The 23,534-nt window shown below is 70.1% G+C and carries 20 protein-coding genes and 2 tRNA genes; 9 read left to right on the top strand and 13 right to left on the bottom strand.

Annotated elements, in window-relative coordinates:
• Positions 1-40: 40 nt before the first annotated feature.
• Positions 41-1,264 (bottom strand): hypothetical protein, encoded by a 1,224-nt coding sequence (locus ABD332_RS39360; RefSeq protein ID WP_344508449.1) that lies wholly within the window; start codon positions 1,262-1,264, stop codon positions 41-43.
• On the opposite strand from ABD332_RS39360, the gene ABD332_RS39365 reads away from it, so the two are divergent.
• The 3 genes from ABD332_RS39365 (at position 1,263) to ABD332_RS39375 (ending at position 5,750) form a co-directional block, all read left to right on the top strand.
• Positions 1,263-2,207, top strand: a complete 945-nt coding sequence (locus ABD332_RS39365) for an ADP-ribosylglycohydrolase family protein (protein ID WP_425552363.1) — start codon at positions 1,263-1,265, stop codon at positions 2,205-2,207. The genes ABD332_RS39360 and ABD332_RS39365 overlap by 2 nt on opposite strands.
• Positions 2,208-2,356: 149 nt before the next feature.
• Positions 2,357-4,810, top strand: a complete 2,454-nt coding sequence (locus tag ABD332_RS39370; RefSeq protein WP_344508453.1) for a glycosyltransferase — start codon at positions 2,357-2,359, stop codon at positions 4,808-4,810.
• Entirely contained in the window at positions 4,800-5,750 is a 951-nt protein-coding gene (locus ABD332_RS39375) for a glycoside hydrolase family 130 protein (protein WP_344508455.1), read from the top strand. Before ABD332_RS39370 ends, ABD332_RS39375 begins: the two co-directional genes overlap by 11 nt.
• Before the next feature lie 649 nt (positions 5,751-6,399).
• Here the strand turns inward: ABD332_RS39375 and ABD332_RS39380 are convergent.
• Both ABD332_RS39380 and ABD332_RS39385 read right to left on the bottom strand, forming a co-directional pair.
• Positions 6,400-7,239, bottom strand: a complete 840-nt coding sequence (locus tag ABD332_RS39380) for a sulfurtransferase (RefSeq protein WP_344508457.1) — start codon at positions 7,237-7,239, stop codon at positions 6,400-6,402.
• A gap of 4 nt (positions 7,240-7,243) precedes the next feature.
• The gene (locus ABD332_RS39385; RefSeq protein WP_344508459.1) at positions 7,244-8,011 is read right to left on the bottom strand and encodes an SGNH/GDSL hydrolase family protein; all 768 of its coding nucleotides are present in this window, start codon (positions 8,009-8,011) and stop codon (positions 7,244-7,246) included.
• A gap of 146 nt (positions 8,012-8,157) precedes the next feature.
• On the opposite strand from ABD332_RS39385, the gene ABD332_RS39390 reads away from it, so the two are divergent.
• Entirely contained in the window at positions 8,158-8,583 is a 426-nt protein-coding gene (locus tag ABD332_RS39390; RefSeq protein ID WP_344508461.1) for a CBS domain-containing protein, read from the top strand.
• A gap of 17 nt (positions 8,584-8,600) precedes the next feature.
• Entirely contained in the window at positions 8,601-9,038 is a 438-nt protein-coding gene (locus tag ABD332_RS39395; RefSeq protein ID WP_344508463.1) for a SufE family protein, read from the top strand.
• Here the strand turns inward: ABD332_RS39395 and ABD332_RS39400 are convergent.
• Together ABD332_RS39400 and ABD332_RS39405 are read right to left on the bottom strand one after the other, a co-directional pair.
• Positions 9,021-10,313 carry a VWA domain-containing protein gene (locus ABD332_RS39400; protein WP_344508465.1) on the bottom strand — a complete coding sequence of 431 codons (1,293 nt, stop codon included), beginning with the start codon at positions 10,311-10,313 and terminating at the stop codon, positions 9,021-9,023. The genes ABD332_RS39395 and ABD332_RS39400 overlap by 18 nt on opposite strands.
• 114 nt (positions 10,314-10,427) lie before the next feature.
• Entirely contained in the window at positions 10,428-10,958 is a 531-nt protein-coding gene (locus tag ABD332_RS39405; RefSeq protein WP_344508467.1) for a dihydrofolate reductase family protein, read from the bottom strand.
• 78 nt (positions 10,959-11,036) lie between these two features.
• Here ABD332_RS39405 and ABD332_RS39410 point away from each other — a divergent pair, with 78 nt between their 5' ends.
• On the top strand, positions 11,037-11,804 hold the full coding sequence (locus tag ABD332_RS39410) for a DUF4184 family protein (protein ID WP_344508469.1): 768 nt from the start codon (positions 11,037-11,039) through the stop codon (positions 11,802-11,804).
• On the opposite strand, the gene ABD332_RS39415 is transcribed toward ABD332_RS39410, so the two are convergent.
• Positions 11,744-13,462 carry a tetratricopeptide repeat protein gene (locus tag ABD332_RS39415; RefSeq protein WP_344508471.1) on the bottom strand — a complete coding sequence of 573 codons (1,719 nt, stop codon included), beginning with the start codon at positions 13,460-13,462 and terminating at the stop codon, positions 11,744-11,746. The genes ABD332_RS39410 and ABD332_RS39415 overlap by 61 nt on opposite strands.
• On the opposite strand from ABD332_RS39415, the gene ABD332_RS39420 reads away from it, so the two are divergent.
• The 3 genes from ABD332_RS39420 (at position 13,461) to ABD332_RS39430 (ending at position 16,535) form a co-directional block, all read left to right on the top strand.
• Complete coding sequence (locus ABD332_RS39420) at positions 13,461-14,222, top strand: arginase family protein (protein ID WP_344508473.1); 762 nt, start codon at positions 13,461-13,463, stop codon at positions 14,220-14,222. The two genes, ABD332_RS39415 and ABD332_RS39420, sit on opposite strands and share 2 nt — an antisense overlap.
• Before the next feature lie 91 nt (positions 14,223-14,313).
• A complete protein-coding gene (locus ABD332_RS39425; RefSeq protein ID WP_344508475.1) occupies positions 14,314-16,020 on the top strand; it encodes a substrate-binding domain-containing protein in 1,707 nt (568 codons plus the stop codon).
• Positions 16,020-16,535, top strand: coding sequence for a YbaK/EbsC family protein (locus ABD332_RS39430; protein ID WP_344508612.1), 516 nt, complete (start codon positions 16,020-16,022; stop codon positions 16,533-16,535). Before ABD332_RS39425 ends, ABD332_RS39430 begins: the two co-directional genes overlap by 1 nt.
• An 89-nt stretch (positions 16,536-16,624) precedes the next feature.
• Here ABD332_RS39430 and ABD332_RS39435 read toward each other — a convergent pair whose 3' ends face one another.
• The 7 genes from ABD332_RS39435 to gyrB all read right to left on the bottom strand — a co-directional run bounded on the left by ABD332_RS39435 (position 16,625) and on the right by gyrB (position 23,253).
• Positions 16,625-17,029: a hypothetical protein gene (locus ABD332_RS39435; protein WP_344508477.1), complete on the bottom strand. Its 405-nt coding sequence runs from the start codon at positions 17,027-17,029 to the stop codon at positions 16,625-16,627.
• Positions 17,030-17,473: 444 nt separating this feature from the next.
• A tRNA-Ala gene (locus tag ABD332_RS39440) sits at positions 17,474-17,549 on the bottom strand.
• A 26-nt stretch (positions 17,550-17,575) separates the two neighbouring features.
• Complete coding sequence (locus ABD332_RS39445; RefSeq protein WP_344508479.1) at positions 17,576-17,704, bottom strand: DLW-39 family protein; 129 nt, start codon at positions 17,702-17,704, stop codon at positions 17,576-17,578.
• A gap of 1 nt (position 17,705) precedes the next feature.
• Positions 17,706-17,779 (bottom strand) — tRNA-Ile (locus ABD332_RS39450).
• 127 nt (positions 17,780-17,906) lie between these two features.
• A complete protein-coding gene (locus ABD332_RS39455; RefSeq protein ID WP_344508481.1) occupies positions 17,907-18,767 on the bottom strand; it encodes a DUF3566 domain-containing protein in 861 nt (286 codons plus the stop codon).
• A 3-nt stretch (positions 18,768-18,770) separates the two neighbouring features.
• A complete protein-coding gene (gyrA, locus tag ABD332_RS39460; protein ID WP_344508483.1) occupies positions 18,771-21,281 on the bottom strand; it encodes a DNA gyrase subunit A in 2,511 nt (836 codons plus the stop codon).
• Positions 21,282-21,309: 28 nt separating this feature from the next.
• Positions 21,310-23,253 (bottom strand): DNA topoisomerase (ATP-hydrolyzing) subunit B, encoded by a 1,944-nt coding sequence (gene gyrB / locus ABD332_RS39465; protein ID WP_344508485.1) that lies wholly within the window; start codon positions 23,251-23,253, stop codon positions 21,310-21,312.
• Between the last annotated feature and the right edge of the window lie 281 nt (positions 23,254-23,534).

Below are 23,534 nucleotides of genomic sequence, written 5' to 3' on the forward strand. Positions count from 1 at the left end.
CGCACGCTACCGCGACCCACCGACATTCTCCGCCCCGTTCTCACCCCAGGACGTGCTCCACGGCGGTGAGCCCCGGCACGGTGACGGTCGCCACCGGTGCTCCGGTTTCCGGATGCAGCCGGTGTACGGCCTCCGCCTGCCCCACGTACAGCCCCGTGTCCGACACCGCGACGCCCCGCGTGTCGCCCGGCAGGGCCCAGGTCGCCCGCGGCGACTTCGAACCGGTGTCGAACACCTGCACCTGCCGCCCGGCCGCGAGGTACGCCGCGGAGCTGGACACCGCCAACCGGGCCCGGCCCGCCACCGCCGTGAACCGGAGCTCCTGCGTGACGGCCAGTACATCGGCGGAAATGACCGCAAGAACACCCTTGCCCGCGTCGGCGACCCACACCTCCTCGCCACGCTGTGCGATCGTCAGCCCCTCGACCGGCCCCGTGCCGAACGACGACGGCAGGTCGACGCAGACCGCCCACCCGTCGGCGACGCTGAGCGTGTGCACGAACGCGTGCACGTCCGGCCTGCCGTCCCGCGCCCCCGTCTCCGGGTGCAGCAGGTCGCGGACGTGCACGTGGTCCGGCTGGTGGCTGTACAGGGTGAAGAGCCGCTGCCGCCGGGCGTCGAAGACCGCCTGCCGCCCTTCGCCGCGCATCTGCTCCTCCGCGCCCTCCGGCACGAGGACCTTCACGCCCGCCTCCGCGTTCGGCAGGTTCAGCGCGGTGAGCTGCCCCGCCGCGAGATCGAGGACCCGCACCCGGTAGCTGTCCGGATGCTCCGGGGGCAGCATGTCCAGCACGAAGAGGCTCGTGCCGGTGGACGAGAACGCCTCGGGCTGCACGAACCCCGGCAGCTTCAGCCGGTGCCGCTCGCCCGCCGGCCCGGCGACCACGATCGTCGTCTCCAGCCGGCCCGCCGGATCGCCGTCGACGAGCGCGACCAGCCCGGCGTCGGGTGTGACCGCCGCCAGCCGGCCGGCGCCCCGCACCGTCGTCTGCGCGACAACGTCGCCGGTGCGCGCGTCGCGGGTGACGACGCGCGACGCGCCCGGCTCGGCAACGGCGCTGACGAGCCGCCTGCCGTCGGCGGTCGCGAGCGTCGCCGCGGGTGTCACCACCCGGCGGCCGGTGCCGGACTCCACGACGGTCATCCCGTCCCCGACGGAGACGGCGAGCAGCTCCCCCGGCTCCACCTTCTTCGGCTTCGATCCGGATCCGCAGGACGCCATCAGGACGGCCCCGCCCAGGCCGAGCAGTTCACGACGCTTCATGCCCACCACGAGCCGCGATCCGCCGGCGCCGTTCCCGGCCCGCATCGACTATTTTCGGCGGGTGGATCTCCGTGCCGCGCTCGACAGCCTGACCGGTCTCTCCGTCGGTGACGCGCTCGCCGCGCCGTTCGAGATGCACCCGCCGCTGCCCGCCGGTGCCGGATTCGCCCCGCCGCCGGCGCCGTGGCGCTGGACCGACGACACCGAGATGGCCTGCACGCTGCTGGAAGGGCTCCGCCGGGACGACCGGGTCGACCAGGACTGGCTGGCGGGCGCGTTCGCGCAGCGCTGGAGCCGCGACCGGGGCTACGGCCGCGGCGCGCGGTCGCTGCTGACCAGCATCGACGAGGGTGTCCCCTGGCGGGTCGCCGCCGGCGCGCTGTTCGCCGGCCGCGGCTCCGCGGGCAACGGTGCGGCGATGCGGGTCGCGCCGCTGGGCGCGTTCTTCTCCGGCGACCCCGACGTCGCGGCGCGGCAGGCGGCGCTGTCGGCGGAGGTCACCCACCGGCATCCGGAAGGCGTGTCGGGTGCCGTCGCGGTCGCCCTCGCGGCGGCGCTCGCGGCCCAGCACACGCCGCGCGAGTCGCTGCTGCGCATGGTGCTCAACGCATTGCCGCCGTCCGACGTCCGGGACGGCATCGGCCGCGCCGCCCGCATGGCGGAGGCGTCCGATCCCGGGGAGGTCGCCGCGGAGGTCGGTAACGGCGCACACGCATTGGCGCAGGACACCGTGCCGTTCGCGCTGTGGGTGGCCGCGCGGTATCTCGACGACTATCCGGAGGCATTGGCGGCGTGTGTACGGGTGGGCGGCGACACCGATTCGATGTGCGCGATCGCCGGCGGCGTCATCGCGGCGCACACGGGCGTCGGCACACACGGTGACACGGTCGGCGTGCCGCCGGAATGGATCGATTCACGTGAACCGCTACCCACGTGGGGCTGAACACTCTACGTGACAGTTGAACGGTAATTCACCCGAACGATCACGCCGGACCAGGTTTCCACGAAGATGGACTGAGCAGCACATTCACCCCGGAGTCCCATCCGGGCGTATCAAGGTTTTTTGGCAGGCCCGGGGGTAACAATGTGCTCATGTCACACCCTGCCGCGACCTATCGCCTCGGTATCGTGTCGACCTATCTGCCTCGCCGTTGCGGGCTCGCGACGTACACCGCGGACCTGCGGGAGGCACTTGGTGTCGCCAGCGACGATCTGGAAACAGTCGTCGTGGCCATCGACCGTGACGGGCACAGCTACGGTGACGAGGTCGTCGTCACCATCAATCAGGACCGCATCGAGGACTACTCCGCCGCCGCCCGCGCCATGCGGGAGGCCGGCGTCCAGGTCGTGCTGATCCAGCACGAGTACGGGATCTTCGGCGGCACCGACGGCTCTCACCTGCTCGAACTGACCCGCGCGCTCAACGCGTGCGGCATTCCTTACCTGCTGACACTGCACACGGTGCTGTCGCGCCCCTCGTCCGGGCAGGCGGCGACGCTGCGCGCGCTCTGCGCCCGGGCGGCGAGGGTCACGGTCTTCACCGAGACCGCGCGCCGCGTCGCGATCCGCACCGGCGTGGCCGCCGGCCACCAGCTGGTCGTGGTCCCGCACGGCGCGCCCGAGGCGATGCGCCAGCCACCGGACCCCGCGACGCTGCGGCCCGAGCTGCGCGAGCTGCTGGACAAGGTCGCCGGGAAGCCGACCCTCACCACGTTCGGCCTGCTCAGTGAGGGCAAGGGCATCGACATCGCGATCGACGCGCTGGCCGCGGTGGTCAAGGAGCACCCGGACACGCAGTACATCGTGGCGGGCGCGACGCATCCGGAGATCAAGCGGCGCGACGGCGAGGCCTACCGCGACAGCCTGCAGTCCCGCGTGGAGCTGCTGGGCCTGGCCGGCCACGTGCACTTCGTCGACGCCTTCCTGGGCCTGGACGAGCTGTCGGCCATCCTGCACGCGAGCACGCTGTTCGTGACGCCGTACCGGTCGCCGGAGCAGATCTGCTCGGGTGCGCTCACGTTCGCGCTGGGCGCGGGCCTGCCCGCGGTCTCGTCGTCCTACAGCTACGCGGAGGACATGCTCGCCGGCGGCGCCGGACGGGTGGTGCCGTGCGGCGACGACGCGGCGCTCGCCGCGGAGATCATCGACCTGCTCACCGACGGCCGCGCGCTCGCCGCCGCGAAGTCGGTGGCCGAGGCGTGCGCCGTGTGGCTGCCCTGGCCGGCGGTCGCCGCGCGGGAGGCGGAGCTGGTCGCCGACGTGCTGCGCCAGACGCAGGCCGCGACGGCCCGCCCCGGTCACTCGACCGCGGCCGCCCCGCTGCTCAACCTCGCGCACCTGGACCGGCTCACCGACGAGATCGGCATCATTCAGTTCTCGCACGGCGCCAACCCTTCGCTGGAGTCCGGCTACTGCGTCGACGACGTGGCCCGGCTCGCGATCGTCGCGGCGGACCTGCTCGCGGTCGGCATCGACACGAAGCAGACGGCCCAGGCGACGCGCTGGCTGCGCCAGTCGATCCGCTTCCTGACCGCCGCCTACGACCCGTCGGGCGCGATGCACAACATGCTGAGCTACCACGGCACGTGGCAGGACTGGCCGCACCAGGGCGACCACGTCGGCCGGGCCGTCTGGGCGCTCGGCGTCCTGGTCGGCACGCCGGCCGTCCCCGACGACATCCGGCGGCCGGCGGCGGCGCTGCTCGACGAGCTGGGCGCGCGCACCCACCAGCTGCCGGACATCGGGCTGCGGACCGCCGCGTACGCGCTGATCGGCCTGGCCCGGGCGGGCCGCACCGACCAGGCGGCGCCGCTGCTGCGCCGGCTCGACGAGGCGCTGGTCGCGACGTCGGCGGTGGACCCGTCGTGGCGCTGGTTCGAGCCGGAGCTGACCTACGACAACGCCCGGCTGCCGCACGCGATGCTGCTCGGCGCGGCGCTGCTGGAGGACGACGCGATGGCGGCGCGGGCGATCGCGGCGCTGGACTGGTACGCCCAGCACGTCGGGCTCGCCGACGGCACCCTGCGCTGCGTCGGCAACCGGTGGCACCGGCGGGGCGAGTCGCCGTCGGTCTGGCTCGCCGACGACGGCGACGAGCAGCCGCTGGACGCGGCCGCGATCACCGAGGCGATGGTCGACGCCTGGCAGTACACCGCGGACCCGGCGCTGGCGCGGCTGGCGGGCTGGGGCTACTCCTGGTTCCTCGGCAGGAACCGGGCCGGCGCGCGGCTCTACGTCGACGCCACGGGCGCCTGCCACGATGGTTTGTCTGCTACTGAGCCAAATGGGAACCAGGGTGCCGAGTCCACGCTAGCCTATTACCAAGCGCTACTCAGCCTGCTCAAAGCCGGTTTGGCCGCTCTGCCCCACCCTGTCGTCGCCACGACGCCGGTCCCGACGTCATTGCCGGTCACCGGCCCGTCACGGCCGACTCCGAACAAGGCGCCGACGGGCACCCGGGCCGTCGGACGGGCCTCGGCCGGCTTCAGCGCGACCGCCCAGCCGCCCCGCCTGCGCACCACGGAGGGCCAACCTGATGCACTTTGACGCGGAGCTGTTCCACCGGGAACCCACCAATCCCCTGCTCACGGCCGGGGATTGGCCCTATCCGATCAACAGCGTGTTCAACCCGGGCGCCTGCCTGCACAACGGTGACACGGTCCTGCTGTGCAGGATCGAGGACCGGCGAGGCATCTCGCACCTGACCGTCGCCCGCAGCAAGGACGGCCGCACCGACTGGGTCGTGGACGCCAAACCGCTGATCGCCGACGACCCCACCGACCAGCACAGCTGCTGGGGCGTCGAGGATCCCCGGGTCACGTACGTCGACGAGCTCGGCAGCTACGTGATCGCCTACACCGCGTACGGACCCAGCGGCCCCTGCGTCGCGCTCGCCCGCACCGAGGACTTCGAGTCGGTCGAGCCGCTCGGCATCGTCATGCCGCCCGAGGACAAGAACGCCTCGCTGCTGCCCCGCAAGATCGACAACCAGTACGTGCTGTTCCACCGGCCCGTGTCCGTGCTGTCCGCACGGGCCGACGTCTGGCTGTCGAAGTCCGCGGACCTGCAGGCGTGGACGACCCCCGAGCCGGTCATGCAGTCCCGCTCCGGACCCTGGTGGGACGCCACCCGGATCGGCATGGGCCCGCCGCCGGTCGAGACCCCGCACGGCTGGCTCTGCGTCTACCACGGCGTCAAGCAGATGGTCGCGACGTCGCTGTACCGCGTAGGCCTGGTCATGCTCGACCTGGACGACCCCACGAAAATCATCCGGCGGACACCGAGCTGGGTCCTGGGCCCCGAGGCCGAGTACGAACGGGTCGGCGACGTGCCCAACGTCGTCTTCCCCACCGGCCTCGTCCACGACGAGGCCCGCGACGAGCTCCGCCTGTACTACGGCGCCGCCGACCTGTGCGTCGCCATGGCCAGCGCCCGCTTCTCCGAGGTGGTCGACTACCTGGTCAGCCTGCCCGCCGAGAACGAATAGCCCTGCCAACCGAACGGCGGCCCGCTGTCAGGGCCGCCGTTCGCCATGTTCCAGGCGCCCCACCATCCGACCTTGCCCGGCGAGCACCACCCAACCCCACCCCTCCCGGGCCGCCACCGGCGAAACGCACAGGGCCACCCCTCTCCCACCCACCCAGACATTGGTCAATGCCCAAAACGCCCCCTTCCTGATGGACAGAGGCCGCGGACCACACCAGGCAGCCGCTCGCCACGCACCTGGCGCCCACATATAGGGCCTACCCCCTCCACCCACCCAGACGTTGGTCAATACCCCCGCAACACCCAGCCCCTCCCGAAACGCCACCGACGAACACACAGGGGCTACCCCTCCACCCACCCGGACGTTGGTCAATGCCCCGAAACGCCCCTTTTCCGGATAGACATAGCGCGATCCACCCACAGTTCGATCACTGATTTGAGGGTGGATCGCGCAGCGTCTATGGAACAAATGCCAAAAATCGGGGCATTGACCAACGTATTCGCGCGGAGACGAGACCAGAGACAGAGACGGGTGTGTCGGCTGGTTCAGTGCCGGGCGGGGAGCGGGTCGAGGGCGTCGGCCGGCGTGAGGTTCGACCCGCTTGGGCAGGACGGCGGCCCCCTGCAGTGGGCCGCCGTACTGTTTGTCGCTACTTCGGGCTGTTGCCTTTAACGACCGGGACGCGGACCAGGTTGCCCCACTCGGTCCAGGAGCCGTCGTAGTTCCGCACGTGCTGGAAGCCGAGCAGATGCGTCAGCACGAACCACGTGTGGGACGACCGCTCGCCGATGCGGCAGTAGGCGATGACGTCGTCGTCCGGGGAGAGGCCGAGCTCGCCGACGTAGATCTGGCGCAGCTCGTCGACGGGCTTGAAGGTGCCGTCCTCCTGGGTCGCCTGCTTCCACGGCTTGCTGACCGCGCCGGGGATGTGGCCGCCGCGCAGCGCGCCCTCCTGCGGGTAGTCGGGCATGTGCAGCAGCTCGCCGGTGTATTCGCCGGGTGAGCGGACGTCGACCAGCGGGCGGTCGGCGGCGATGTGCCCCATGACGTCCTCGCGGAACGCACGGATCCCCGTGTCGTCCCTGGTGGGCACCGGGTAGGTGGTTTTCGGGCGACCCGGCGCGTCCTTGGTGAGCGGCCGCCCCTCGGCGATCCACTTGGACCGTCCGCCGTCGAGGATCCGCAGGTTGCGGTGGCCGAAGAGGGAGAACACCCACAGCGCGTAGGTCGCCCACCAGTTGAAGTTGTCGCCGTAGAAGACGATGGTGTCGTCGGGGCCGATGCCCTTGGCCTCGCAGAGCGCGGCGAAGCCTTCCGCGTCGAGATAGTCGCGGGTGACCTGGTCGTTGAGCTCGGTGTGCCAGTCGACCTTCACGGCGCCTGGGATGTGGCCGGTGCCATACAGCAGCACATCCTCGTCGGACTCGACGACGACGAGACCGTCGTCGTGGAGCCGCTCGGCCAGCCAGTCGGTGGTGACGAGTTTCATGAGTTCAATCTAGCGGCGCGAGCTCGGGCCGTTTGGCAGTCACCATGTCCCCGGAAGACTTTCCGGTCAGCCGCCGCTTCACCCACGGGGCCAGGTGCTGCGTCGCCCAGCGCGCGTCGGCCGCCTTGCGCGACATCCACGACAGATCCTCCGGCGGTGGTGGTGCGGCCAGCCACGATGCGTCGCAGTCGACGCCGAGCGCCGTCAGCACGTGGCCGGCGACCCGGCGGTGCCCGGCCGGCGAGAGGTGCAGCCGGTCGATCCCCCACAGCCGCGGGTTGCCGAACTCGGCGTCGTCCCACATGTTCACCACGTGGGCGCCGTGCTTCGCGCCGATGCCGTCGATCGCGGTGTTGAGCGCGTCGACCCGCGGGCGGAGCATCTTGCCGCCCGGCATCCTGCCGGTCAGGTCCGCGAAGCGGAAGACGATCACGTCGGCGCCGGTGGCCCGCAGCCGCTCGATCGTCTTGTCGAACCGCGCGACCAGGATGTCCACCTCGAACCCGCGCCGCAGCGCGTCGTTGCCGCCGCCGGCGAAGCTGATCAGGTCCGGCTTCATCGCCGTGGCGAGCGGCACCTGCTCGGCGACGATGTTGTCGAAGAGGCGGCCCCGCACCGCGAGGTTGGCGTAGCGGAAGTCCGGCAGATCCTGGGCGAGACAGCCCGCCACCAGATCCGCCCAGCCGCGGTAGCCCTTGCCGTCCGGTCTCGGATCGTCCATGCCTTCGGTGAAACTGTCACCGACCGCGACGTAGCTCGTCCACCCCGCCACCGCACAACCTCCCCATGGTCTGCATGCCTGCATCGCATCTTTTCAGGGCACCAGGGGGGTTGGAAGCGACTTTGCCGCACGCCACACCTGGTTCAGCCCTTCCGGGTTCGGGTAACAAACGGGCATCAACAGCCGGGAGGGCGACCATGACGATGCAGACCGTCCGCGACGTGATGACCACCAATGTTGTGTATCTCCCGAGTGAGACGACCCTCGCCGAGGCGGCTCGCACCATGCGTGAGCAGGACATCGGCGATGTCGTGGTGGCCGACGGTCCCGGTCTCACCGGCGTGGTCACCGACCGCGACATCGTCGTGCGAGCCGTCGCGGAGCGCTGCGACCCCGCCGCCACGACGATCGGCGAGATCGTCACCCGCGACCTCGTCACGGTCCGCCCCGAGGACTCCATCCACACGGCGGCGCTGCTCATGCGCGACCAGGCCGTGCGGCGGGTGCTCGTCTGCGATGACGCGCAGGGCCTCGTGGGCATCGTCTCGATCGGGGACCTGGCCGAGGAGATCGACCCCGACTCGGTGCTCGGCGGCATCAGCAAGGCCGCACCCAACAATTGAGCGGCTAGATTTGAGGCATGGACATGCCCGGCAAGCTGGCCGCCATCGTCGACGAGTTCGCCTCCGCGCCCCGCGACGTGGTGCTGGAGATGCTGCTCGAGTTCGCTGACGCGGTCCGCCCGCTGCCGGCGTCGTTCGACGGGCACGAAGGCATGGAGCAGGTGCCCGAGTGCCAGACGCCGTTCTTCCTCAAGGCGGTGGTGACACCCACGGATCAGGTCGAGCTCCACTTCGACTGCCCGCCCGAGGCGCCGACGACCCGCGCCTTCGCGGGCATCCTGAGCGAAGGCCTCGAGGGTGCCACCGCCGCCGAGGTCCTGGCCGTCCCCACCGACCTGTACCACCGGATGGGTCTCGCCACGGCGATCAGCCCGCTGCGCGTCCGCGGCGGCACCGCCGTCCTGACCCGCCTCCAGCGCCAGGTCCGCGAGGCCGCCTCAGCGCAGGATGCCTAGCCTCCTGACCTCCGGGATCCAGGTCGGAAACTCGCCGAGCAGGCGGTCGTAGAGTTCGGCGTCGCTGACCTTCGAGATGTCGTCGACCGCGAAGAACCCGACGTTGTCCACGACCCGGCCCGCCATCCGGTCGAACCGCTCGAGAATGCCGTAGTTGCCCTTGCCCAGGCCGATGAACTGCCAGAACGTCGGCTCGCTCGCGGCGTCGCGCAGCTGGCGCTCGATCTCGGCGTTGCGGTGGACGCCGCCGTCGGAGAAGAACAGCACCAGGGTCGGGTCGGGCACCGGGTTCGCGGCGGTCCAGCGCCGGACCTGGTCGATGACGCTCGCCTCGTTGTTGCTGCCGCCCACGCCCGAGGGCCGTTTCGGCGTCTGGGCGGCGAGCCATCCCGGCATCTCGGCGATGGTCAGATCCGGCAGCTGGCGGGCGAGGTCGGCGAACGCCCACACCTGCATGGTCCCGTCGTCGTCCAGCTGAGCGGCGACCGCGGCCATGCGCTCGACCGCCTGGCTGACGATGCCGCTCTTGTACAGCCGATGCATCGACCCCGACGCGTCGAGCACCACGATGACCCTGGCCCGGATCCCGGCGGCGCCGCGCTTCGCCAGCGACACCAGCACCTGCTGTTTACGCAGGTTGAGCCGCTGCCGGTCGGCGGCGGGCAGCCGCTCCTCGCCCTTGGTGAACCGCACCCCCGGCCGCTGCTCCGGAACAGCCGGTGCGGGCGCCGCGGGCGCCACGGCCTCCTCGGAGATCGAGATGCCGAAGGCGGTCGCCAGCCCGGCCAGCCCGGTGTCCCAGCCCTGCCCGACCGCGCGGAACTTCCAGGCGCCCTGCCGGCGGTACAGCTCACCCACGACGAACGCGGTCTCCGTCGTGGCCCGCATTTCGGTGAACCGGGCGATCTCGGCGCCGGTGGCGGTGTCGTAGACCGTGGCATGCAGCCCGGGGACCTGCCCGAACGAGCCACCGTCCGCCGAGGCGGCGACCACGATCCGGTCGACGCCCGGCTCCACGGTCCGCAGGTCGGCGCTCACCGCGTCGTACCCCCAGCCACCTGCCTGCTGCTTCCCGTCGTGGACGACGGCGCCGCTCGGGTGCTTCGGCTGGTTGTAGAACACCATGTCGTTGTCGCCGCGCACCTTGCCCGCCGCGTCGAGCAGCAACGCCGTGCAGTCGACGTCGGGCACCCCGGCCCCCTGCTGCCAGCCGACGACCACCCGGACGGCGCCGACCTGCACCGCCGTGTTCCCACCCTTGGCAAGCGTTGTCACGACTGACAACCTCGCACGCCGCGATCACCGGGTCTTCGCACGAACGGCTCATGTTTCACGTGCAACGTCGCCGCGACCTGCGGAACGGCCGATCCTCGGGCTCGACGCGGGGGCTCAGGCCGGCCCGTATGTGAGGTGGACGACGCCGGTCGGGAACGTCTCGGACGCCGCCAGCCGCAGCGGCACCCGCGAGCCGTCGAAGAGGCGCTTGCCGGCGCCCAGGACGATCGGGCACACCAGGAGGTGCAGCTCGTCCAGTACACCGGCCACCAGCAGCGACCGGACCAGCGTGGCGCTGCCGGTGACGGTGATGTTGCCGCCCTCCTGGCGCTTCAACGCGGTCAGGGCGGCGGCGACATCGCCCTCCAGCAGCGTCGACCCGGCCCAGTCGACCGAGGTCAGCGTGGTCGACGCGACCAGCTTCGGCGTGTGGTTCATGAAGTCGGCGATCTCGCCACTCTGCCCGGGCCAGATCTTGGCGAACTCCTCGTACGTCTGCCGGCCGAGCAGCAGCGTGCCGGTGGCGTCCCGGCGGTCCTTGATCGACTGGCCGACCTCGTCGCAGAAGTAGTCGAAGCTCCACCGCTCCGGCGACTCGACGACGCCGTCAAGGGACATGTGCAGCCCGGCAACGATCTTGCGCATCTCGGTGCTCCTTAAGGTTGGGTTCCAATGACGCGTCGAACGACGACGAACCCTTTCGACACGAGGAGCGGAAAACCTTTGCCTTCGACGCTGCCGACCCATCCGCTCGCCGTCCTGCCGCTGAAGCTGTGGCGGCCCAGGTGGTTCGACGGCGTCGCGCTGGTGGCCGGGGCCGCGGCGCCCGACACCGCCTACCTCTTCGACCGGCTCCCGGTCCCGGCGCCGCGGCACGCCGTGCACGCCTGGGGCTACGAGCCCGACCACCTTTTCGGCGCGCTGTGGTTCAGCGTGCCGGTCGCGCTGCTCGTCGCCTGGCTCATCCGCCTGGCCGCCCCGGCCGTCGCCGCGCACCTGGGCCGCAAGGGCGGCTGGGCGCGCGACTACGGCGTCCTCGGCCGGGTCCGCCACCGGTGGTGGATCACGGTGAGCTCGGCGGCGATCGGGGTCGCCAGCCACCTGCTGTGGGACCTCGTCACCCACCCCGGCCCGCTGACCTCGTGGTTCGCCGTGCGGCAGACCAGCGACTACGCCTCCCTGCTCCTGACGCCGCTGTTCATCTGGTACGCCGGAAGCCACCGCCTCCTCCGCGACTGGCACGGCACGCCACCGCCGGTCAAGCCCGCCCCGAAGCTGTTCTGGCCGACGACCGCCGCCGTGTTCACCGCCGGCGCCCTGGTGACGTGGCACCTCGGGTATCACGGCCCGCACATCATGATCGTCCGGCTCATCACGTCCCTGATGCTCGCCCTGCTCACCGCCGCGGCCGTCGTCTCCACCCGCGGGACTCAGCGCAGCGCGGCCAACCCGCCCCGCGCCATGAGCTCCATGACCCCTCCGCGCGGGTAGCCGGCGATGCACCGCTGATACAGGGCCTTCGCCTCCGCGTGGCGGCCCACGAGCCGGTAGGCGTCGGCGAGGTTGTGCTCGATGTTGGCGATGCACTCCGGTACAGGAGCCGCCGACGCCAACTGGTCGGCCAGCACCTGCGAAAGGAGCTGGATGCCTTCGTCCACGCGGCCGGTCTCCAGCCAGTCGAGGGCCAGCGACTCGCCGCTGTAGCAGGTGGCGACGTGGTGCGGGCCGAGGACCCGGCGGCGGGCGGCGTACGTGTGCTCGAACAGGGGCTCCGACTCGTCCAGCCGGCCGAGCAGCCGATGGTCGACGGCCACCTGGTACTGGGCCTCCAGCGTGTCGGGATGATCGGCGTCCAGGGCCGCCCGGCAGTCGGCCAGGAGCGCGGCGTGGACGGCCAGGGCCTCCTCGAACGCGTACTGGCGCCGCAGCACGATGCCCAGCGTCACGCGGCGGTCCAGCGTCTCGAAGTGCCACGGGCCGAGCACCCGGGTCGCCGCCGCGACCTGGTCCCGCGCCGCCCGCAGCGTGTCGGCCGGGTAGCGCAGCGCCTCGCGGGCCCGCTTGAGGGTGGCGTGGGCGAAGACCAGGTCGCCGTGCGCGACATTGCCGTGCACGAAGGTCGCGTCGGTCAGGATGGCCGGGCCCAGCGTGTCGACGGCGCTGGTGTTGTGGCTGCGCAGCAGCAGGTCGGTGCTCTTGCTGCGCAGGTGGACGAGCCGCTTGCGGGTCTTGGCGGTGGCGGTGTCGCCGTGCAGGAACGCCGCCTCCAGATGCAGCGCGAGCTCGGCCGCGGCGGCCCTTGATCCGTCGATCCGCTTGACCATGCGGGCCAGGGCGCCGGTGACGTGGGTGAGCACGGTGTCGGCCCGGCCCAGCTCGCGGCTGCGGGCGGCGATCGCGTGCCGGACGAAGTTCGTGAGCGTGACCCGGTCGGCGGTGACCGTCGCGAGCGCGGGCGGCACGTCGAGGGGCTGCTTCCCGCCGAGCAGCCGCGGGTCGATGCCGCACGGCGCAAGGACGGCGAGGCACTCCAGCAGCCAGTACACCTCGGGAGACAGCGACTCGTGCGCGAGACGGACCACGTCGGTGCCGGGATGGTCGTCGGGGGCCGGGAAGCGCCGCCCCGGCCCGCACGTCGCCGCCGCGATCGCCAGCGCCTCGGGGTGGTGATCGACCCGCGCGGCGAGCCCGGCGAGGGCGGGCGGCACGTCCGCCGGCGGGTGGCCGCCCAGCTCGACGGCGCCGGGGACCGCGGCCCGTGTGGTGACGACGACGTGGATCGCGCCGAAGTACGGCCGCCACCGGTGCACCAGATCCAAGTCGGGCGCGTCGTCGTAGACCATGAGCACCGGGCCGGGATGATCGCGGAGCAGGGTGAGCGCCGCCGGGACGGTCCGCGACACGTCGGAGCCGGCGTCCCAGGCGCCGAGCGACTCCGCGACCTGGTCGAGGCCGACCAGCAGGCTGATCTCGTCCGTGGCCGACAGCCGCAGGACCAGCGGCCAGCCGTCGGCGATGCACCGGTGGGCGTACGCGTCGGCGAGCCGGGTCTTGCCGACGCCGGACGGGCCGGACAGGACGGTGACCCGGGCCGGCAGGCCGCGCACCGGCGGCGGTCCCCAGGCGACGTCGGGGGAGACTGAGGGCATGACCACGATCTACGTTCCCTACCACCTGGACGAGCGGCTGGACGGGCTGGTCGACGAGCCGGCGGACGTGACCGTCACCGTCGAGTTCCCCGAGGATGGTGACATCTGGGGGCGGCTGGCGGTGCTGTACGAACGGGTCGCCGACGAGGTGAGCGGCGCCGAGGCGCCCGTGGTGATCTCCGGGGACTGCACCACCGCGCTGGGGACCGTCGCCGGACTGCAGCGGCGCGGGGTCGACCCGGCGATCGTGTGGTTCGACGCGCACGGGGATGTGCAGACGCTGGAGACGACCACCTCGGGGTACATCGGCGGGATGCCATTGCGGGTGCTGGTGGGGTACCGGCCGGAGCTCATCGCCGACCGGCTCGGGATCCGGGCGCTGGCCGAGGAGCGGGCCGTGCTGGTCGACGCCCGGGACCTCGACCCGGCCGAGGAGGAATACCTGAAGGGGTCGGGGATCCGCCGGTACCGGCTGCAGGACCTGGAACTTCCGGAAGGCCCGCTGGTCGTACATGTGGATCTCGACGTGGTGGACGGGGCGGAGCTACCCGGTCTGCTCTTCCCCGTGCCGGGCGGGCCGTCGCTCGGGGCGGTGCTCGCGAAGGTGGAGGAGATCATCGCGACGGGGAGGGTGGTCGCGGTGGACCTCGCGTGCACCTGGCGGCCCGGAAACGGCGCCGAGGCGCGGGAGTTCGTCCAAACGATCTGCAAAGGCTTCCGAAAGGATCCGAACAAGTTTCGGACTCAACGTGATCATTGAGGTGCAGAGTGTACTCGTGTCGCGCGAACTTGTGTGACGAATAGCCGAACGCGGGACCCATTTACCTCGTATCTAGGGAATATTGGTACCCGTGAGAGGACGGCACGCAGCGGCGGACCTGAGAAGCAACGGGTTCGTCGCACTCGCCGCCGGCATGATCCTTCCCCTCGTCGTCATCGGGGCCGTCTATGGCGGCTACCAAGTGATGTCGTCGGCGGGGTGCTCGGGCACGGTGCGGCTGTCAGTCGCGGCAAACCCGGAGATCGCGCCGGCCATCAAGGACGCCGCGAATCGGTGGATCAAGACCGAGCCGCGGGTCGACAACGAGTGTGTCTCGGTCGATGTGGTCGCCGTGGGCGCATCGGAGGTCGCCGCGGCGATCGCCGGTGAGCACGGCGTCTCCATCAACACGCTCGGCCAGGCCGACGGCAAGACGCTGGTGCCGCACGTGTGGATCCCGGACTCCTCGATCTGGCTTCAGCGCATGCGCGCCGCCCGCGAGGACCTGGTGCCGCAGGCCGCACCGTCGCTGGCGCGCAGCCCGATAGTGCTGGCGGTGCCGGAGCCGACGGCGAAGTCACTCGGCTGGCTGGAGAACAAGCTCACCTGGAAGCAGGTGCTGCAGCAGATCGTCGGCGACACCCGGATCACCGCGGGCATCGTCGACCCCAAACATGACGCCGTCGGCATCTCCACGATGGTGGCGATGGCGTCGGTACGAGACCAGTTCGGCCCTGAGGGCGACGCCCTGACGGTCGGCGCGATCAAGGCTCTGACCAGTGGAAAGTCGGAGCAGCAGTCAGGCCTCATTGCCCGGTTCCCGCGCGACGCCGACCCGCGGACCCTGTCCACCGCGGTCACGCTCGCGCCGCTGTCGGAGCAGGCGCTGCACGCGTACAACGCGACCGGGCCGGCGGTCCCGCTCATCGCTGTCTACCCGGACCCGGCGCCGATCGCGCTGGACTACCCGTACGCCGCGATGCCCCGCCTGTCACCCAACCGGGCCGCCGCCGCGGAGCAGTTCCGCGCCGTGCTGTCCGGGGCGGACTTCCGCAACATGCTCTCCTCGCACCAGCTGCGCGCCAACGACGGCAGCGTCGGCGCCAACATGACCCTCGGCCCCAGCGCCTCGACCGGCGGCACCGTCACCCCCGTGCCGGAGCCGAAGGTCATCAACGCGGCGCTGCAGATGTGGATCGAGATCACCCAGCCGTCACGCATGCTGGCGGTCCTCGACACCTCCGCGGCGATGAAGACGGCCGTCCCGTCCGCCGGCGGCCTCACCAAGCAACAGATCGCCGTCCAGGCCTCGCTCGGAGGCCTGGACATGTTCCCCGAGAGCTGGGCGGTCGGCCTCTGGTCGTTCTCCACCGGCCACCAGCAGCTGGTGCCCATCGGCCCGTTGAACGCCCAGCGCGACCAGCTCCGCGGCGCGCTGGGCAGCCTGAAGCCCAACCCCAAGGGCGGCAGCAACCTCTACGACACCGTGTTCGCCGCGTACCAGTCGGTCCAGCAGGGCTGGGACCCCACCCGCGGCAACTCGGTCGTGGTCATCACCGGCGGCCGCAACAACAACCCCGCCGGCATGTCCCTCGACACGCTCGTCAGCTCATTGCGAAAAGCGGAGAACAAGGACCAGCCGGTGCAGATCATCATCATCGGCGTCGGCTCCGAAGTGAACCAGGCCGAGATGCAGAAGATCGTCGACGCGACGGGCGGTGCGGTCTTCATCGCCCAGGACCCGTCCAAGATCGGAGACATCTTCATGAAGGCACTCGCCCTGGACGACGGCCGTTGATAGGCAAGCTGGAGACAGTCCCGGCCGCCTCGGCCCCGGACCTGCTGGCCGCCCCGGTCCTCGCGGCGCTGCACTCCCCGGAAATCTTCGTCGCTCCGATCGACCCCTCCTTGGCCGACACCGCCGAGTTCTGCGCCGCGTACGACGTCTCCCTTGAGCAATCCGCCAACTGCGTCGTCGTCGCCGGCAAACGCGAGGGTTCGGTGCGCTACGCGGCCTGCGTCATCCTGGCCACCACCCGAGCCGACGTGAACGGCGTGGCCCGCAAGCGCCTCGACGTCCGCAAGGCCAGCTTCGCCCCCATGGACGACGCTGTTTCGTTGACCGGCATGGAGTACGGCGGCATCACCCCCATCGGCCTCCCCGCCGACTGGCCCGTCCTCATCGACTCCCGCGTCGTCGACGTCCCCTGGGTCATCGTGGGCAGCGGCCTACGCCGCAGCAAGATCGTCCTCCCGGGCGCCGCCCTGGCCACCCTCCCCACCGCCGAGGTCATCCCCGACCTGGCCCGCTGACCCCAGTCGAAGCAGGCCACGTCAATCCCCATAGCGATGACTCGATTGCGGGTCCGGCCATCGCGATGTCAATTGCTCATACTCGGCGATCAGGTCGTCGCGACCGAGGCCACCGCCGTACGGCCGTCCAGGTGCTCGTATCCACAGTCTTCGTCGGTGTTGGGCAGGTGCATGGTCACGGACACGCCTGCGGGGCTGCAGGCTTCCAGATGCGCACACACGCTCTCGGAAACCCATCCCGCCAGCACCGGAGCCCCGGTCGCGGCGGCCAGTTCCTGGACGCCTGCCGCCAACCGCAGCCGCTCCCGGTAGAACGGACGCACCCCGACCCGCTGCCAGCCGTCGCCCAAGTCGTACAGCCCGAGCGGACTACCGAACACCCGCATTCTGCTCGGCGTGGCGAACCACGACCCGAACGCCTGCCGCACCCCCCGGTACGCCGGAAGAGGACCGTCGGCAGACTTCGCGAGCAAGAGCGTTCCGTACCAACCCATGAGCCGGCACTGTACGAGATGAGCCGCACCGTGGTCATCGACTTCGGGTTCGGCGGCGCATGGGACACCGCGATCCAGGCAGCAGAACGCCTCAGTGACGAGGCCTTGGCATACGCATCAAGCTGCGGGAACTGATGCCCGCCCACCAGACGCCGCCCAGCAGACAGGAAGCCGGCAGGTGAGCAGGGCGGCGCGACCGTCGACCTGCCCAGCGCGAGCTGGGTCAGGAGCGGCAAGGCGGGCAGTACTCCGACAACTGCGTCGAGGTGACCGGCCTGGACTGTCCATAGGACGGCGAAAGACCAGCAGCACCAGCTACTGGTCTTGAGGGGGCGTTGGGTGGAGCGAAGCTCCCCCACTGGCGAGCGGCCCGAAGGGCCGCGCGGGGAATGCTGACACCACCCCGGCAAGCCCGCCGCAGGCGCGCGAGCAGAGTGCGCCGATTGGTGGAAGCGAGGGGACTCGAACCCCTAACCCCCGCCTTGCAAAGGCGGTGCTCTGCCAGTTGAGCTACGCCCCCGAGCGAGGGAATCCCTCGGTGTTGACCTAGCGCAGGTCAGGTGCGGTGGTGGCCTCGTGCCAGAGCGCGCGCTCCTCGCTTGCGGTCTTCACGCGCTTGGCGACATAGGCAGCGGCACCGACGACTGCGACCACCACGAGCACCTTTTTCCACATGTGGGGCTAGCTGGAATCGAACCAGCGACCTCAGAGTTATCAGCTCTGCGCTCTAACCGACTGAGCTATAGCCCCGTTACACCGATCCCCGCGAAAAGCGGCGTATCAGCGCGACGATGAAGGTTACCGCACCCGACACCCAAGCCTCAAACCGGTTCCCCCCGCGGCGAGTCGAAGCGCCCGCCGCGGGGGGAAACGCAGGTCAGTCCTTCTCGGCGAGGGTCAGCTCGATGCCGCCGACCAGGTCGGCGCAGACGTTGTAGATGAAGGAGCCGAGGGTGGCCAGCGCGGTGAAGAGGACCACGTTGACCACGCCGAGGAGGGCGGCGCCGCCGATGACACCCTTCGCGGTGATGCGGAAGGTGTTGTTGGCCTGGCCGCCGGTGGAGCTCACGATGTCGGCAAGGGCCTTGTTGACGCTGTTGAAGACGTCCATCGCGTCGAGGGCCAGGTAGAGCACCGACGTGGCGACGATCACGACTACGAACAGGACGAACGAGACCGCGAACGCGAACTTCATCACAGACCACGGGTCGATGCGCTTGAGGTGCAGCCGGGCCCGGCGCGGGCCGCGGCCGACCGCGGAGCTGACCGTCTTGCGGGCGGCACGGACGGCCTCGGTGACGCGGGCGGAGCCGCTCACCGCCGCCGCGGGCGTGTTCAGCGCCTGCGTGGCGCCCGCGTTGGTCGGGCGCACGGAGGCGCGTGCGACGGCGACGCTGGCCGTGCCGGTCGCCGCGCCGCTGGTGGGCGCCGCCGGCCCGCCGGCGCCGAGCGTGACCGGCGGAGGCGTCGTGACGCCCGCCTTGCCCACCGCCGCTGAAGGCGACTGGATCGGCACCGTCAACGAGTCGGGCGGCGGGGCCATCCCCGGTGCACGCTGAAACTTCGGCGTGCCGCCGATGGTGGTCTCGCCGGGCGTGCTGGTCCCGTTGACCGCGCCGGCGTCGCCGCCGGCGGCAGGCGCCCCCGAGTCGGTTCCCGTCATGGCAGCCTCTCCGGCCGGCTTGGCCTCATCGGTTGCTGCCGAGGCGCTCCCCGACTTCGCCTGTGTGTCTGTCATCAACTAGTCCTGTTCGTCGGGCTCATCGGCGTTGCGGGCGATCGCGACGATGGTCACACCCTCCGGCAGGTCCATGAGCTTGACCCCCATTGTGTTCCGATCCCGCGTACGTCGTACAGGCTTCACGGGAGTCCGGATCACGCCACCATTTGAGGTGATGGCGAAAAGCTCATCGTCCGGAGAGATCACCGCGGCGCCAACAAGCCCGCCGCGACGAGACGTGATTTTAGCGGTGAGGACACCCTTGCCGCCGCGACCTTGCACCGGATATTCCTCGATGGGAGTCCGCTTGGCGAAGCCACCGTCGGTGGCCACCAACACGTCCAGATCCATCCCTTCGCGCACAACTTCCATCGCCAGCAGTTCATCACCCTCGGCGAAGCGCATGCCGATCACCCCCGACGTCGCGCGGCCCATGGGGCGCAAGGTGTCGTCGTTTGCGGTGAAGCGGATCGCCTGCGCCTGCTTGCTGACCAGCAGCAGGTCGTCCTCCGGGCCGAGCAGCGCGGCGCCGACGAGCTCGTCCTCGTCGCGCAGGTTGATGCCGATGATCCCGCCGGACCGGTTGGAGTCGAACTCCTCCAGCTTGGTCTTCTTGACCAGGCCGTCCTTGGTGGCCAGGACCAGGTACGGCGACACCTGGTAGTTCGGGATCTCGATCACCTGCGCGATGTGCTCGTCGGGCTGGAACGCCAGCAGGTTGGCGACGTGCTGACCCTTCGCGACCCGGCTCGCCTCCGGCAGCTCGTATGCCTTCGCCCGGTAGACGCGTCCCTTGTTGGTGAAGAACAGCATCCAGTCGTGCGTCGAGCAGACGAAGAAGTGGCTGACGATGTCGTCCTGCCTCAGTGTCGCACCGGAGACACCCTTCCCGCCGCGCTTCTGCGAGCGGTACAGGTCGACCTTGGTGCGCTTCGCATACCCGGTGCGGGTGATGGTGACGACGACGTCCTCCCGCGCGATGAGGTCCTCCATGGAGACCTCGCCGTCGAACGGGATGATCTGGGTCCGCCGGTCGTCGCCGCGGCGGGAGACGATCTCGGCGAGCTCCTCGGAGATGATCTGCCGCTGCCGGGCCGGCGTGGCCAGGATGTCCTTGTAGTCGGCGATCTCGATCTCGATCTTCGCCAGCTCGTCGAAGATGCGCTGGCGCTCCAGTGCGGCAAGCCGGCGCAGCTGCATGTCGAGGATGGCGGTGGCCTGGATGTCGTCGATGTCCAGGAGGTTCATGAGGCCGTTCTTCGACTCCTCGGCGCTCGGCGAGCGCCGGATGAGTGCGATGACCTCGTCGAGCATGTCGAGGGCCTTGACCAGGCCGCGCAGGATGTGGGCGCGCTCCTCGGCCTTGCGCAACCGGTACGCGGTGCGCCGGACGATGACCTCGATCTGGTGCGTGACGTAGTGCCGCACGAACTGCGCGAGGTTGAGCGTGCGGGGCACGCCGTCGACGAGCGCCAGCATGTTGGCGCCGAAGGTCTCCTGCAGCTGCGTGTGCTTGTACAAGTTGTTGAGCACGACCTTGGCGACGGCGTCGCGCTTGAGCACGATCACCAGGCGCATGCCGGTGCGGCCGGAGGACTCCTCGCGGATGTCGGCGATGCCGGCGAGCTTGCCCTCCTTGACCAGGTCGGCGATGCGCTCGGCCAGGTTGTCGGGGTTGACCGCATACGGCAGCTCGGTGACCACGAGGATGGTCCGCCCGCGGGCGTCCTCCTCGACCTCGACGACGGCGCGCATCCGGATGGAGCCGCGGCCGGTCCGGTACGCGTCGATGATGGCCGACGTGCCGACGATGAGGCCCTTGGTCGGGAAGTCGGGGCCCTTGACGATCTTGATCAGCTCGTCGAGCGTCTCGGCCTCGTCGGCGTCGGGGTTGTCCAGGCACCACTGGACGGCCTGGGCGATCTCCCGCAGGTTGTGCGGCGGGATGTTGGTCGCCATGCCGACGGCGATGCCGGTGCTGCCGTTGACGAGCAGGTTGGGGATGCGCGACGGCAGGATCGTGGGCTCCTGGGCCCGGCCGTCGTAGTTGGGGACGAAGTCGACGGTGTCCTCGTCGATGTCCCGCAGCATCTCCATGGCGAGCGGGTCGAGGCGCGCCTCGGTGTACCGCATGGCGGCTGCGGGGTCGTTGCCCGGCGAGCCGAAGTTGCCGTTGCCGTCGATCAGCGGGTAGCGCAGCGACCAGTTCTGCGCCATACGGACCATGGCGTCGTAGATCGAGGCGTCGCCGTGCGGGTGGTAGTTACCCATCACGTCGCCGACGACGCGGGCGCACTTCACGTAGCCGCGGTCGGGCCGGTAGCCGCCGTCGAACATGGCGTAGAGGATCTTGCGGTGGACTGGCTTGAGGCCGTCACGGACGTCCGGAAGGGCCCGCCCGACGATGACGCTCATCGCATAGTCGAGGTAGGACCGCTGCATCTCGACTTCGATGCCGATCGGTTCGATCCGGCTCGCGACCGCTGAACCACTCTCGTCGGGGGTCTCCGGAGTGGAAGTCGGTTCCGTCACTCTTTATCCCTTTTCTCGGTGTCGACGGTCAGATGTCGAGGAACCGGACGTCTTTAGCGTTGCGCTGGATGAACGAGCGGCGTGCTTCCACGTCTTCGCCCATCAGGACGCTGAAGAGCTCGTCCGCGGTTGCAGCGTCGTCCAATGTCACCTGACGGAGCATGCGGGTCGCCGGGTTCATCGTCGTTTCCCACAGCTCGGGGTAGTTCATCTCACCGAGACCCTTGAACCGCTGGATGTCGTCGGGCTTCGCGTTGGGCTTGCTCTGCTGGCGCAGCGTGATCAGGCCGTCGCGCTCACGGTCGGTGTACGCGTACTGCGCGTCGTCGCCCTTCTTGTTCCACTTGATCTTGTACAGCGGGGGCGCCGCGAGATACACGTGGCCGAGCTCGATCAGCGGGCGCATGAACCGGAACACCAGCGTCAGCAGCAGCGTCTGGATGTGCTGGCCGTCGACGTCGGCGTCGGCCATCAGGATCAGCTTGTGGTAGCGCAGCTTCTCGATGTCGAACTCGTCGTGGATGCCGGTGCCCAGCGCCGTGATCAGCGCCTGGACCTCGTTGTTCTTGAGGACGCGGTCGATACGCGCCTTCTCGACGTTGAGGATCTTGCCGCGGATCGGCAGGATCGCCTGGACCCGCGGGTCGCGCCCCTGCTTGGCCGAGCCGCCGGCGGAGTCACCCTCGACGATGAACAGCTCGGAGACCCGGGGGTCGTTGGACTGGCAGTCGGCCAGCTTGCCGGGCATCGAGCCGGACTCCAGCAGCGACTTGCGCCGGGCCAGCTTGCGCGCCTGCGAGGCGGCCAGGCGCGCACGGGCGGCCTGGGACGCCTTCGTGATGATGGTCTTGACCTCGGCCGGGTTGCGGTCGAACCAGTCGACCAGCCACTCGTTGCACACCTTCTGCACGAAGCTGCGGGCCTCGGTGTTGCCGAGCTTGGTCTTCGTCTGGCCCTCGAACTGCGGGTTGGTCAGCTTGATCGAGATGATCGCGGCCAGGCCCTCGCGGATGTCCTCACCGGTGAGCTTCTCGTCGCCCTTGAGCAGCTTCTTGTCCGCGCCGTACTTGTTGACGACGGAGGTCAGCGCGCTGCGGAAGCCCTCCTCGTGGGTGCCGCCCTCATGCGTGTTGATCGTGTTGGCGAACGTGTAGACGCTCTCGCCATACGACTCGTTCCACTGCATGGCGATCTCGACGGAGATGCCCTCGCCGTCGGAGCCGAACTCCACCACCGAGCGGTGGATCGGCGTCTTGGTCGCGTTGAGGTGGCGGACGAAGTCGGCGATGCCGTTCTCGTAGCAGAAGACGACCTCCCGCTTCTCCTCGGGCGCGTCGGTGCGCTCGTCGCGCAGCGCGATCTTCAGCCCGCGGTTGAGGAACGCGTACTCCTGGATGCGCCGGTAGACCGTCTCGTAGTTGAACTCGAGAGTCTCGAAGATCGCGCCGTCGGGGAAGAACGTCACGCTGGTGCCGGTGCGGTCGGTCGCCTCGCCCTTCTGCAGCGGGTCGGGCACCGAGTTGCGGTACACCTGCCGCCAGACGAACCCGTCCTTGTGGATCTCCAGGTCGATGCGCGTGGACAGCGCGTTGACGACCGAGATGCCGACGCCGTGCAGACCGCCGGAGACCGCATATGCCTTGCCGTCGAACTTCCCGCCGGCGTGCAGCACGGTCAGGACGACCTCGACGGTCGGGCGCTGCTCCTTCGGGTGGATGTCGACCGGGATGCCACGACCGTTGTCCACGACCCGGACCCCGCCACCTTCGAGGATCGTGACCTCGATGGTGTCGCAGAAGCCCGCCAGGGCCTCGTCGACGGCGTTGTCCACGACCTCCCACACCAGGTGGTGCAGGCCGCGCTCGCCGGTCGAGCCGATGTACATGCCTGGGCGCTTGCGGACCGCCTCGAGCCCTTCGAGGACGGTGATCGCGGAGGAGTCGTATTGGCCTTCGGGCTTGTTTGCTACCACCCTCGGTCGCTTTCTCGCACTGGCCGGCCGCGCTGGAGGGCGCCCCGGGTCTCGTGCGGAGTCGTGCGAGCACTACGGTCGCGGATGCGGGCACGCAAGTGGCCTGCGCCCCACCGAACGGGCGCCGTGACCACCGGCGGGCCGACACCGCGGACGCGTGCACGCGGGGATGTGTCGGCTGGTTCTCAGAGCCTTCGCTCTCTGCCCGCAATCCTACTGTGCCCCTGCGACATTTTCGCATCGGGACGGCGCCTGTAGTCGTCGTAGCGGCCCGAACGGTA

Source organism: Dactylosporangium maewongense, from assembly GCF_039531485.1.
Classification (GTDB): Bacteria; Actinomycetota; Actinomycetes; order Mycobacteriales; family Micromonosporaceae; genus Dactylosporangium; species Dactylosporangium maewongense.